The following is a 12,295-nucleotide window of genomic DNA, read 5'->3' as shown; positions in this document are numbered from 1 at the left end:
AGAACGCGAACTCGGGGAGCAGGTACTTGGGGCTCAGCACGCCGCCGGCCGGATCTCCGGACTGACCGGCGCGGACGACCCCTATGAAGAGCCCGCGCACCCCGATCTGCGGATCGACGCGCACGCCGAGCGGGCCGTCGAATCAGTGGACGCGCTGCACGCGTTGCTCGTGCGAAAGGAGTTGGCATGACTGTCGCCGCCAAGCACACGGCCGGCACGGAGAACCCGTATGCGCTGCCGCACCTGGACGCGCTTGAGTCGGAGGCGGTGCACATCTTCCGTGAAGTGGTGGGGGAGTTCGAGCGGCCGGTGATCCTGTTCTCCGGTGGCAAGGACTCGATCGTGATGCTGCATCTGGCGTTGAAGGCGTTCGCGCGCGCCGGTGCCGTTCTCGCTGCTGCATGTGGATACCGGACACAACTTTCCCGAGGTGCTTGAGTACCGGGACCGCACGGTCGAGAAGCATGGGCTGCGTCTCCATGTGGCCTCCGTACAGGACTACATCGACCGCGGTGTGCTGCGCGAACGCCCCGACGGGACCCGGAACCCGCTGCAGACCGTGCCGTTGACGGAGAAGATCCAGAGCGAGAAGTTCGACGCGGTGTTCGGTGGGGGTCGTAGGGACGAGGAGAAGGCGCGCGCCAAGGAGCGGGTGTTCTCGCTGCGGGACGAGTTCGGGGCGTGGGAGCCGCGCCGGCAACGCCCCGAACTGTGGAATCTCTACAACGGGCGGCACGCACCCGGTGAGCACGTCCGCGTGTTCCCCCTGTCCAACTGGACCGAGCTGGACGTCTGGCAGTACATCGCCCGCGAAGGCATCGACCTCCCCGCCATCTACTACGCCCATGAGCGCGAGGTCTTCCGACGGGGCGAACTGTGGCTGGCGCCCGGGAGTTGGGGCGGGCCGGGGGACGGCGAGACCGTCGAGAAGCGCCAGGTGCGGTACCGGACCGTCGGTGACATGTCGTGCACCGGCGCGGTCGACTCCGGCGCGGTCACCATCGAGCAGGTCATCGACGAGATCACCGCCTCCCGGCTGACCGAGCGGGGCGCCACCCGGGCCGACGACAAGCTGTCCGAGGCCGCCATGGAGGACCGCAAGCGCGAGGGGTACTTCTGATCATGGGGACGACCATCGGCACATTGCGCCTCGCCACCGCGGGCTCCGTCGACGACGGCAAGTCCACCCTCGTAGGACGGCTGTTGCACGACTCCAAGTCGGTCCTCACCGACCAACTCGAAGCCGTGGAGCGGGTGTCGGCCGATCGCGGCCAGGACGCTCCCGACCTCGCCCTCCTCACCGACGGCCTGCGCGCCGAGCGCGAGCAGGGCATCACGATCGACGTGGCGTACCGCTACTTCGCCACGCCCCGGCGGCGGTTCATCCTCGCCGACACCCCGGGCCATGTGCAGTACACCCGCAACATGGTCACCGGCGCCTCCACCGCCGAACTGACGGTGATCCTCGTCGACGCCCGCAACGGTGTCGTCGAACAGACCCGGCGCCACGCCGCGATCGCCGCGCTGCTGCGCGTCCCGCACGTCGTCCTCGCCGTCAACAAGATGGACCTCGTCGACTACCGCGAGCCCGTGTTCGCCACCATCGCCGAGGAGTTCACGGCCTGCGCGAGCGAACTCGGCATCCCCGAGATCACCGCGATCCCCATCTCGGCGCTGGCCGGCGACAACGTCGTGGAACCGTCCGCGCACATGGACTGGTACGGCGGGCCGACCGTCCTCGAACACCTGGAGACCGTCCCCGTCGGCACCGCCCTCGCGAGTGCGGCGGCCCGGTTCCCCGTGCAGTACGTCATCCGGCCGCGGAGCGCCGAGCACCCGGACTACCGGGGATACGCGGGACAGATCGCCTCCGGTGTGCTGCGCGTCGGCGACCCGGTCACCGTCCTGCCGTCCGGTCTCACCAGCAAGATCACCGGTATCGACGCCCTCGGTTCGCCGGTCGACCGGGCCTGGGCGCCGCAGTCGGTGACGCTTCTCCTTGAGGACGACATCGACATCTCACGCGGTGACCTCATCGCCCCCAGCGCGCAGGCACCGGCCACCACGCAGGACGTCAGGGCCACGGTCTGTCATCTCAACGAGCGTCCGCTGCACGTCAGTTCGCGCGTCCTGCTCAAACACGGCACCCGTACGGTCAAGGCCGTCGTACGGGAACTCCCGCACCGCATCGACCTCACCCGCGGCCTGGCCCGCGAGAGCGACCCCGGTGAGTTCTCCGTCAACGACATCGGCTCGATGGTGCTGCACACCGCCGAGCCACTGCCGTTCGACGCCTACGCCGACTCCCGCCTCACCGGTTCCTTCCTCCTGATCAGCCCCGCCGACGGGGCCGTTCTCGCGGCAGGGATGTGCGCGGACGCCGATCGGTGAGCGGGCCGTGGCCGTGAGGCTCGCTCGACGCTCCGAGTGCGTCCCCGCCCGCGTTACCTCTGCTGTCCCTGCTCGCCCGCCGGCTTCGGCCAGCTGTCCAGCAGCTGCTCGTCCGTCAGCGCCGATGTGTGGGCCGTAGCCGCCCCCTCCAACCCGAACCCCACCATCAGCACCTCCGCATACCGCCGCCAGGCGTCCGGCGCGACGGCGTTCGTGCGGTCGGCGACCGCGCCGATCATGTACAGGAAGGCGTACACGTCGGCGCTGGCGAAATCCTTGCGGACGGCGCCGGCGGCCACCGCTCGTTCCGCGAGGCCGTCGACGAGGCGGCCCAGCTGGTCGCGGGTGCGGGCGACCGGGCCCGTGTCGACGCTCGCGTTGGCCAGGATGACCTCCAGGGCGCGGTCCTCGGAGCGCCACTGTGCCGCCGCCAGCAGGTAGTGCCGTAGCGCCTGGGCCGGGTCCGGCAGTTCGGCGGCCTTGGCGGCCAGGTCCAGGAACATCGTGAAGCGTTCCGTGAACAGGGCGTCCACCAGGGACTGGAGGTCGGGGAAGCGGCGGTAGACCGTGCCTACGCCGATCCCGGCCTCGCGGGCGATCTCGTTGAGGGGCACTGTGGCCCCCCGCCGGGCGAACAGGCGGTCGGCCGTCGTCATGATCAGGCGGCGGTTTCGTTCCGCGTCCGCTCGCAGCGGGCGTTGGTGCGGGGTATCCGGGCTCACGCCGGGACATTCTCCGGCATCTTCGCCCCGGTGGCCCGGCGCGCCCGCCCGACCAGGAGCGATACGCCGGTCACGACGCTCCACAGCAGCCATGAGTAGACACCGCCCCGCTCGAAGGCGCCGGCCGTGCTCGTCGAGACGCCCACGCCCGCCTCGCTCAGCAGGCCCAGGACGCCGACCGCGATGCTGAACACGCGGTACGCGCGCGGCAGTTGGAGGCTCTTCAGCGAACCCGCCATGATCACGATCGTGTTGGCGCACAGGATGGCGACCGACGCGCCCCCGACGTGCAGCCCCAGGCTGTAGCCCGGGCCGTCCGCGGAGCCGTGGAACAGGCCGACCAGCAGGAAGCCCACCGCATGCGCGCCCGCCAGGGCGATGACCACGCGGCGTACGCGGCCCGTGAGCAGGGGTACCGCCAGCAGGATCACCCCGGCGGCGAACAGGATCCCCTGGACGACGAACGACGTGTTCATCAGCGTGTGATCCGGCGAGCAGATGACGCCGTCCTGGAACTTCGTGCCGCAGTCCGTGACGCCCAGGTCGCTGATGTAGTTCGTGGCGTAGTTGTAGGGCGGGGTGGTCCAGGCGGCCGCGGCGACCGCCTCGGACACCACCCACTGCACCGCGTTCAGCACCAGGACGGCGGCTCCCAGCGGAAGCCAGATCTTGCGTGACATCGGAACTCCCATCACGACTCCTCTCGACAGGTCATGCTCACCACCCTACATTAAGTGGATAGATCTATCCGTTTAGCGGTCACGGGTGCCCGCTGATCGTGTGATCGGCATCACATTGCAAGGTTCGAACTTCGAGGGCCGCCGTGCATCTAGTCGGCGTCCACTCCCATCCACCGAGGAACCAATCAATGTTGGCTTATCTGCCCGGATTCGCTCCCTGGATCGTCGCCGGCGTCCTCTCGTCCTTCGACTGGCGCTGGGGCGCGCTCGGCGGTCTCGTCACGGGGCTGCTGATGATGCTGAACGACCGTCGCCGCGGGGTCGGCTTCGACGCGCTGGTGCTGGAGATCAGCACCCTCGCCTACTTCGTGGTGATCGGCGCCGTCTCCGTCGTCAGGCCGGACTCGTCGCTGGCCGGCCACACCGACGTCATCTCCTTCGTCTGGCTGGGCGGCACCGCCTGGGGGAGCCTGGTGGTCCGGAGCCCCTTCACGCTGGGCATCGCCAAGCGGCAGACCCCGCGCGAGTACTGGGACATGCCCGAGTTCGTCCAGGTCAACAAGTACATCACCAGCGCCTGGGGAGCCGGCTTCACCTTCATCGCCGTCAGCCTGGCCATCGCGGGCGCGGTGGACGCCCCGGCCTGGGTCGGCATCACCGCCCACGTCGTCGGACTGGTCGCCCCCGCCGTCTTCACGAAGGTCTACCCCGCCCGCGCCCAGGCCCGCCTCATGGCACTGGCGCAGGCACCGGAGCAGACCCAGCCGTCGGTGCGGGCCGTTCAGTAACGGCCGGTCCCGTCCCGCGACCTGCCTGACCTCTCAGCACCAAAGCACTTACCCCACGAAGGAGTTGGCGCATCGTGAGCATCGCAAAGAACGTCGTCCTCGTGCACGGCGGATTCGTCGACGGATCGGGCTGGCGGGGCGTCCACGACGCGCTCCGCGCCGACGGCTACCGCGTGAGCGTCGTCCAGAACCCCACGCTGTCCCTCGAAGGCGACGTCGCCACGACCAAACGGGTCCTCGACGCCCAGGACGGCCCGACCGTACTCGTCGGCCACTCCTACGGCGGCGCGGTGATCACCGAGGCCGGCACCCACGAGAACGTGGCGACGCTCGTGTACGTCACGGCGTTCGCGCCCGACAAGGGCGAGTCGGTGAACACCCTCATCGCCGACCCGCCGCCCGGCGCTCCGGTCCCGCCGATCCTGCCGCCCGTCGACGGGTTTCTCTTCCTCGACCGGGAGAAGTTCGCCGCGTCCTTCGCCGGGGACCTGCCCGCCGCCGACGCCCAGTTCCTCGCGGACTCCCAAGTGCCGTGGGGCGTGGACGCGTTGGCGGGCGCGGTCACCGAGCCGGCCTGGCAGACGAAGCCCAGTTTCTATCTCGTCGCCACCGACGACCGCATGATCCCGCCGCCCGCGCAACGCTTCATGGCCGAGCGGGCCGGCGCGACCGTGACCGAGACCGGCGGCAGTCACGCCGTGTACGTGTCCAGGCCCGCCGAGGTCGCCGAGTTCATCAAGAAGGCGGCGTCGGGCACCACCGCCTGAGCCTTTTCCACGGACAGCCGACAGTCGTGGGGGGCGCGGGGCGCCGCGCCGCCGCCCCCCCCCCCGGGGGGGGGGGGGGGGGCGCGCGGGGCGGGGCGCGCCGCGGCCGGGCCCCCGGCGCGCCCGGGGGGGGGGGGGGGGGGCGGGGGGGGGGGGGGGCCCCGTCTGGTTATCCCCGGCGGGGCCTACGCCCCCGGCGCCCCCCGGGGCCGGCTTTCCGGGGGGGGGGCCCCCCCCCCCCCCCCCGCCCCCCCCCTCCGTCGTAGAAACTGTGTGTGGGGCTCAGCGGGCCTTGCCGCCGCCGCCCTTCGGGAGCTTCATGCCCTTCGGCATCGGGCCCTTTGGCAACGGCATGTTGCTCATCAGGTCGCCCATCGCGCGCAGGCGGTCGTTGGTCGCCGTCACCTGCGGGCCGGTCAGGACCCGCGGCAGCTTCAGCATTGTCGTGCGGACCTTCTTCAGCGGGATCTGGCCCTCGCCCGTGCCGACCATCACGTCGTGCACCGGGACGTCCGCGACGATGCGGTTCATCTTCTTCTTCTCGGCGGCCAGCAGGGACTTCACCCGGTTCGGGTTGCCCTCGGCCACCAGCACGATGCCGGCCTTGCCGACCGCGCGGTGCACCACGTCCTGGCTGCGGTTCATCGCCACCGCCGGAGTCGTCGTCCAGCCCCGGCCGATGTTGTCCAGTACCGCCGCGGCCGCGCCCGGCTGGCCCTCCATCTGCCCGAAGGCGGCCCGCTCGGCCCGGCGTCCGAAGACGATCGCCGACGCGAGGAAGGCGAGCAGGAGGCCGAGAATGCCAAGGTAGATGGGGTGCCCGAGCAAGAAGCCGATCGCGAGGAAGACACCGAAGGTGACGATTCCGACAGCCGCGAGCACAAGACCGATCGTTTTGTCGGCCTTGCGGGTCATCTTGTAGGTCAGAGCGATCTGCTTGAGTCGCCCGGGGTTCGCAGCGTTTTCCGCTGTCGTGTCCTTCCTCGCCATGCGAGGAAGTCTACGTGCCCGCGGGAGCGCCGATGACGGCGGTGTCCGCAGGGTGGGGATTCGGAGCGTGGGGAGTCAGGAGTGCGCGGTGAGGGACTGCTCCAGGACGAGCTGTGCCTCGACCCGGTCCTTGGCGCGGCGGCGGTCCTCCAGGACGGAGGTCCACGCGTTGCGACGGGCGGTCCGCTGGCCACTGCTCAGCAGCAGCGACTCGACCGCGCGCAGGGCGTCGGTGACGGACGGGATGGCGGTGGCACGGACGGGCGCGGCCTGCATCGTGGAGGTCCCCCCTCGGAACGGCTCTGGGTATGGGTCTACGTGCTGTAAATGCAGTGTCACTGTTTGGTGTTACCAGGGCGTGACCGACCGGTCAAACGCCAATGAAGCCTTGATGCGCTGGGCCGAAATGCTGACGCGGCCCTGATGAACGCCCTCAACTGGGAGGACGGTCAGGGCCGCGTCGTAGCGGGGTGCTACCCGCGAGTAGCTACTTGTGCGCGAATTCACACAGCCTTGCTTCACACCGCCTGCGAGGCCACGTACGCGCCACGCTTCTCGATCGCCATCTGGTACAGGCGCCCGGCGCGGTACGACGAGCGCACCAGCGGGCCGGACATGACACCGGAGAAGCCGATCTGGTCGGCCTCCTCCTTCAGCTCCACGAACTCGTGCGGCTTCACCCAGCGCTCCACGGGGTGGTGCCGCACCGACGGCCGCAGGTACTGCGTGATGGTGACCAACTCGCAGCCCGCCTCGTGCAGTTGGCGCAGCGCCTCGCTGACCTCCTCGCGGGTCTCGCCCATGCCGAGGATCAGGTTCGACTTCGTGACCAGACCGTAGTCGCGGGCCTCGGTGATGACCTTGAGCGAGCGGTCGTAGCGGAAGCCGGGGCGGATGCGCTTGAAGATGCGGGGGACCGTCTCGACGTTGTGCGCGAAGACCTCGGGGCGGGAGGAGAAGACCTCGGCGAGCTGCTCCGGGACCGCGTTGAAGTCGGGGGCGAGGAGCTCCACCTTGGTGCGGCCGGCCTCGCGGGACGACGTCTGCTCGTGGATCTGGCGGACCGTCTCGGCGTACAGCCAGGCGCCGCCGTCCTCCAGGTCGTCGCGGGCGACGCCGGTGATCGTGGCGTAGTTCAGGTCCATGGTGACGACGGACTCGCCGACCCGGCGCGGTTCGTCGCGGTCCAGGGCCTCGGGCTTGCCGGTGTCGATCTGGCAGAAGTCGCAGCGCCGGGTGCACTGGTCGCCGCCGATGAGGAAGGTCGCCTCGCGGTCCTCCCAGCACTCGTAGATGTTGGGGCAGCCGGCTTCCTGGCAGACCGTGTGCAGACCCTCGCTCTTCACGAGCGCCTGCATCTTCGTGTATTCGGGACCCATTTTCGCCCGGGTCTTGATCCACTCGGGCTTGCGCTCGATGGGGGTCTGGGCGTTCCGGACCTCCAGGCGCAGCATCTTGCGTCCGTCTGGGGTGACTGCGGACACGATGGGCTCCCTAGCGATTGATTCCTCGGCGCCCTTAAGGGTACGCCCGTTGATTTGAATGCCCGGTGCTGGTGTCGGCCCCCAGGGGCTGCCGCCCCCGGACCCCCGCTTCGGCCCTGAAGGGGCCTCGTCCTCAAACGCCGGACGGGCTGACAGTTGCCGGTGTTCTCTCGATCGGCCGCGGCTTCGGGTCCGCGTGCTCCAGCACGTCCTTCAGGTGCCGCTCCACCACCGGCAGGACCTCGTCGATCGTCACGTCCCGGCCCAGCTCGGCGGCCAGCGAGGCGACACCCGCGTCACGGATCCCGCAGGGGATGATCCGGTCGAACCACCTGTTGTCCGGGTTCACGTTCAGGGCGAAGCCGTGCATCGTGACGCCCTTGGCGACGCGGATGCCGATCGCGGCGATCTTGCGGTCCTCGCGGCGCTGGCCGGCGTTCGAGGGGGCGTACTCCGGGCCGTTCATCCGCGGGTCGAACTCCTCGTCGTGCAGACGGGGGTCGAAATCGAGGGACAGGCCGCCGATCGACGGACGTTGCTCGACCGGGTCGCCCAGTACCCACACGCCACTACGGCCCTCGACCCGGCTGGTCTCCACGCCGAACTCCGCGCACACGCGGATCAGCGCCTCCTCCAGGCGTCGTACGTGCGCGACGACGTCCACCGGGCGGGGCAGCTTCTGGATCGGGTAGCCGACGAGCTGGCCGGGGCCGTGCCAGGTGATCTTGCCGCCGCGGTCGACGTCGATGACCGGGGTGCCGTCGAGCGGGCGCTCGTTGTCCTGCGTGCGGCGGCCCGCCGTGTAGACCGGCGGGTGTTCCAGCAGTAGCACGGTGTCGGGGACCTCGTCCGCGAAGCGGGCCGCGTGCACCCGGCGCTGCTCGTCCCACGCCTCCTGGTACTCGACGGCGTCCGCGCCGAAGCCCATCCGGACGAACCGCAACTCACCCACGGCAAGCGCCTCCTCAGCAGCACCTATGAGTCGTAAGGCACGAAACATGCCTACGCCACTGTACGACCGACCGCTGACAGCGCTCCGGGCGGCCGGGGCCGTCAGCCCTACGACCAATCCTCACACGATCGGATGAATGCACGTCGGAATGTGCGACGGGATGCTTACGCTCCGCTACATTCGCGCCGTTCACGAGGCCAAAAGGGCTGCTCACAGGCAATCCGGGCAGGCAGTGGCCGCATCGGCCCCTGCTGGGGCCCGAAAGGCAGGAGACCGCACCGCAGATGACGGAACGACCCGCGCAGCGCACTCCCAACCGTCAGCTCGCCGCGCTCATCGCAGAAGCGGGGTTCTCCAACGCAGGTCTCGCCCGTCGCGTGGACCAGCTCGGTCTGGAGCACGGACTCGATCTCAGATACGACAAGACATCCGTCACCCGGTGGCTGCGCGGACAGCAGCCCAGAGGCACCACGCCCGCCCTCATCGCCGAGGTCTTCACGCGCCGGCTCGGCCGCCGGCTCACCGCCCAGGACCTCGGGCTCGACGCCTGTGCGCCGGTGTACGCCGGGCTCGAATTCGCCGCGACCCCCGAGGAGGCCGTCGACATCGTCAGCGGGCTGTGGCGAAAGGACTCCGGCAGCCACGCCGAGCTCCGCAAGATCGCCTTCACCCCGGCCGGGCTCGTGGTGCCCAGCCGGGACTGGCTCATCGGCCGCGCCGACGACCGCGTCGGCCGCGCCGAACCCGCCAACCGCGTGCCCCCGCAGGGCCGCCCCGCCGTCCCCCGCCAGCGCGGCCAGGCCGCCGAGCGCGGGCCAGGCCAGAAGGTCACCGGCGGCGACATCTCCGCGCTCCGCTCGGTCGGCGAACTCTTCCGCACCCTCGACAACGCCTACGGCGGCGGTCACGCCCGGCAGGCCCTCGTGCGCTACCTGGAGCACGAGACCGAGCCGATGCTGCGCGGCACCTACGGCGAGCAGACCGGCCGGCGCCTGTTCGCCGCGGCGGCCGACCTCACCCGGCTCGCGGGCTGGACCTCGTACGACATCGCCGCGCACGGGCTCGCCCAGCGGTACTTCGTGCAGGCGCTCCGGCTCTCGCAGGCCGCCGGGGACCGGGCCTACGGCTCGTACGTGCTCATGACCATGAGCCGGCAGGCCGTCTACCTCGGGCACGGGCGGGAGGCCGTACAGCTCGCGCGGGTGGCGCAGCAGGGGGTCGGGACCAGCGCGCCGCCCGTCGTGCAGTCGCTGCTGCACTCCGTGGAGGCGCGGGCGCACGGGGTGCTGGGCGAGGTGCGGGCGTGCACCTCGGCGCTCGTGCGGGCCGAACGCGCCCTTGAGACGGCGCGTGCGGGGGATGAAGTGCCTTACTGGGCGCGGTTCTTCGACGAGGCGCAGCTCGCCGACGAGTTCGGGCACGCGCATCGGGACCTTCAGCAGTTCCGGGCGGCCGCGCAGCATGCGGAGCGGTCGTTGCAGTTGCGGGCGCCCGCGTTTGCCCGAAGTCGGCTGTTCTGCCGGGTCGTTCTCGCCTCCGCTCGACTTGGGCTCGGTGAGCTTGATCAGGCCTGTGCGTTGGGGGCGGAGGCGGCGGGGCAGGCCGTGGAGATGCGGTCGGTGCGGGCGGTCGAGTACGTGCGGGACTTCGAGCGGCGGCTTGAGCCGTACAAGGACGCGGCGCCGGTGCGGGGGTATCGCGACAAGGTCGCCGCGTACGGGTAGCCCTTCGCCGCGGTGGTTGCGGTTCGTGGGGCCTGCGCGGCCTCGTTGTGGCTGGTCGCGCAGTTCCCCGCGCCCCTGAAAGAAGTCGGAGTCGCGCAGTTCCCCGGGCCCCCGAAAGAATGCCGCAGCGCAAGCCGGCGTACCCGTGGCGTGTGGACGAGATCTGCCTGGATACCCGTCTGCCATCCGACGGCTTGTACGCATGGGAGGCCTTCCGTGGAATCCGACATCGCACACGCCACCACCGGCTCGCCCGACCGCCACCACTCGGACATCACCCTGAGGGTGAACGGCAAACCGCACAGTCTCACCGTCGACCACCGGTCGGTGCTCCTGGACGTACTGCGCGAGGACCTCTCCCTGACCGGCGCCAAGAAAGGCTGTGACCACGGTCAGTGCGGGGCCTGCACGGTTCTGGTCGACGGCCGCCGGGCCAACGCCTGTCTGCTGCCCGCCGTCGCGCTGGACGGCGGCGACATCACGACCGTCGAGGGACTCGGCGCGGACGGTGAGGAACTCCATCCGCTCCAGCGTGCCTTCCTGGACCGCGACGCCTTTCAGTGCGGCTACTGCACTCCGGGGCAGATCTGCAGCGCCATCGGCGCCATCGCCGAGGCCGCCGCCGGCCATCCCTCCCACGTCACCGACCCCGGCGCCCCCTCGGGGCCGCCCGTCGCGCTGGACCGGGCCGAGATCCGCGAGCGGCTCAGCGGCAACCTCTGCCGTTGCGGCGCCTACCCGAACATCGTGGAAGCCGTCGAGGACGTGATCCCGTGAAGCCCTTCGGATACGTGCGCGCAGGCAGCGTCGAGGAGGCGGCCGACGCGTACGCCTCGCATCCCGGCGCCCGCTATCTCGGCGGCGGCACGAATCTGGTCGACCTGATGAAGCTCGGCGTGGAGCAGCCAGCCACGCTCGTCGACGTCAGCCGGCTGCCCCTGGACTCGGTGGAAGAACTGCCCGGCGGCGCGCTGCGGATCGGGGCCACTGTCCGCAACAGCGACCTCGCGGCCCACCCCCTGGTCCGCGACCGCTATCCGGCGCTCTCGCAGGCGCTCCTCGCCGGGGCCTCCGGACAGCTGCGCAACATCGCCACCACCGGCGGCAACCTGCTCCAGCGCACCCGCTGCCCCTATTTCCAGGACACCGGCAAACCGTGCAACAAACGTGAGCCGGGCAGCGGCTGCGGCGCACGGGACGGCGTCCACCGCGACCACGCGGTCCTGGGACATTCCCCGCACTGCATCGCCACCCATCCCTCCGACATGGCCGTCGCGCTGGCCGCCCTCGACGCGCACGTCGAGCTGTACGGAGCCGACGGCGAGCGTTCGGTCCCCGCCGCCGAGTTCCACCGGCTGCCCGGTGACCATCCGGAGCGCGACACCGAGATCCGCCCCGGTGAGCTCATCACCGCCGTAGTCCTGCCGGCCGCGGCGGCCGGGCTGCCGTCCCTCTACCGCAAGGCCCGCGACCGCGCCTCGTACGCCTTCGCCCTCGCCTCCGTCGCAGCGGTCCTGCGGGTGGACGACGGTGTCGTGCGGCACGTCGGTGTCGCCTTCGGGGCGCTCGCCCACCGGCCCTGGCGCGCCCGGCGCACGGAGGAGGCGCTGCTGGGTGCCGCGCCCACCGCCGCCGCCTTCGAGCGGGCCGTGGACCTGGAACTCGCCGCCGCCCAGCCCCTGTCCGACAACGCCTACAAGGTGCGCCTGGCCCGCGGCCTCGCCCTCGACGTGCTGAGCCGGTTGGCGCCGCCGACGACCAGCACCTGACAGGGCTTCCGCCCCGGCACCACGAGGA

Annotated in this window: 12 protein-coding genes and 2 pseudogenes; 8 read left to right on the top strand and 6 right to left on the bottom strand. The window is 70.7% G+C overall.

The window, feature by feature from the left end; translation table 11 throughout:
• Positions 1–25: 25 nt before the first annotated feature.
• From ACGFY9_RS10075 to ACGFY9_RS10065, 3 genes and pseudogenes are all read left to right on the top strand, one after another.
• Positions 26–190 (top strand): annotated as a pseudogene (locus ACGFY9_RS10075) (adenylyl-sulfate kinase); the annotation flags it as partial.
• Positions 187–1,120, top strand: a pseudogene (cysD, locus tag ACGFY9_RS10070) (sulfate adenylyltransferase subunit CysD). The pseudogenes ACGFY9_RS10075 and cysD, both read left to right, overlap by 4 nt.
• Before the next feature lie 2 nt (positions 1,121–1,122).
• A complete protein-coding gene (locus ACGFY9_RS10065) occupies positions 1,123–2,391 on the top strand; it encodes a sulfate adenylyltransferase subunit 1 (RefSeq protein WP_393753244.1) in 1,269 nt (422 codons plus the stop codon).
• 53 nt (positions 2,392–2,444) lie between these two features.
• Here ACGFY9_RS10065 and ACGFY9_RS10060 read toward each other — a convergent pair whose 3' ends face one another.
• Entirely contained in the window at positions 2,445–3,113 is a 669-nt protein-coding gene (locus ACGFY9_RS10060) for a TetR/AcrR family transcriptional regulator (protein ID WP_393753243.1), read from the bottom strand.
• The gene (locus ACGFY9_RS10055) at positions 3,110–3,793 is read right to left on the bottom strand and encodes a DUF998 domain-containing protein (protein WP_393753242.1); all 684 of its coding nucleotides are present in this window, start codon (positions 3,791–3,793) and stop codon (positions 3,110–3,112) included. Before ACGFY9_RS10055 ends, ACGFY9_RS10060 begins: the two co-directional genes overlap by 4 nt.
• A gap of 188 nt (positions 3,794–3,981) precedes the next feature.
• Between ACGFY9_RS10055 and ACGFY9_RS10050 the strand changes: the two genes are divergently transcribed.
• Positions 3,982–4,581 (top strand): hypothetical protein, encoded by a 600-nt coding sequence (locus ACGFY9_RS10050; RefSeq protein WP_393753241.1) that lies wholly within the window; start codon positions 3,982–3,984, stop codon positions 4,579–4,581.
• 74 nt (positions 4,582–4,655) lie between these two features.
• A complete protein-coding gene (locus ACGFY9_RS10045; protein ID WP_393753240.1) occupies positions 4,656–5,348 on the top strand; it encodes an alpha/beta fold hydrolase in 693 nt (230 codons plus the stop codon).
• A gap of 282 nt (positions 5,349–5,630) precedes the next feature.
• On the opposite strand, the gene ACGFY9_RS10040 is transcribed toward ACGFY9_RS10045, so the two are convergent.
• The 4 genes from ACGFY9_RS10040 to lipB all read right to left on the bottom strand — a co-directional run bounded on the left by ACGFY9_RS10040 (position 5,631) and on the right by lipB (position 8,774).
• Positions 5,631–6,338, bottom strand: a complete 708-nt coding sequence (locus ACGFY9_RS10040; protein WP_393753239.1) for a DUF4191 domain-containing protein — start codon at positions 6,336–6,338, stop codon at positions 5,631–5,633.
• A gap of 75 nt (positions 6,339–6,413) precedes the next feature.
• Positions 6,414–6,614 carry a hypothetical protein gene (locus ACGFY9_RS10035; protein ID WP_328683793.1) on the bottom strand — a complete coding sequence of 67 codons (201 nt, stop codon included), beginning with the start codon at positions 6,612–6,614 and terminating at the stop codon, positions 6,414–6,416.
• Between the two features lie 242 nt (positions 6,615–6,856).
• A complete protein-coding gene (lipA, locus tag ACGFY9_RS10030) occupies positions 6,857–7,822 on the bottom strand; it encodes a lipoyl synthase (protein ID WP_393753238.1) in 966 nt (321 codons plus the stop codon).
• Between the two features lie 133 nt (positions 7,823–7,955).
• Entirely contained in the window at positions 7,956–8,774 is an 819-nt protein-coding gene (lipB, locus tag ACGFY9_RS10025; protein ID WP_393753237.1) for a lipoyl(octanoyl) transferase LipB, read from the bottom strand.
• A 284-nt stretch (positions 8,775–9,058) separates the two neighbouring features.
• Here lipB and ACGFY9_RS10020 point away from each other — a divergent pair, with 284 nt between their 5' ends.
• The 3 genes from ACGFY9_RS10020 (at position 9,059) to ACGFY9_RS10010 (ending at position 12,267) form a co-directional block, all read left to right on the top strand.
• Entirely contained in the window at positions 9,059–10,498 is a 1,440-nt protein-coding gene (locus ACGFY9_RS10020; protein ID WP_393753236.1) for a regulator, read from the top strand.
• A 216-nt stretch (positions 10,499–10,714) separates the two neighbouring features.
• Complete coding sequence (locus ACGFY9_RS10015; RefSeq protein WP_393753235.1) at positions 10,715–11,275, top strand: (2Fe-2S)-binding protein; 561 nt, start codon at positions 10,715–10,717, stop codon at positions 11,273–11,275.
• Positions 11,272–12,267, top strand: coding sequence for an FAD binding domain-containing protein (locus ACGFY9_RS10010; protein ID WP_393753234.1), 996 nt, complete (start codon positions 11,272–11,274; stop codon positions 12,265–12,267). The genes ACGFY9_RS10015 and ACGFY9_RS10010 overlap by 4 nt, the downstream gene beginning before the upstream one ends.
• Positions 12,268–12,295: the final 28 nt, after the last annotated feature.

The organism is Streptomyces sp. NPDC048504 (assembly GCF_043200035.1).
Taxonomy (GTDB): Bacteria; Actinomycetota; Actinomycetes; order Streptomycetales; family Streptomycetaceae; genus Streptomyces.
This window is presented reverse-complemented; position numbering and strand designations above follow the sequence as displayed.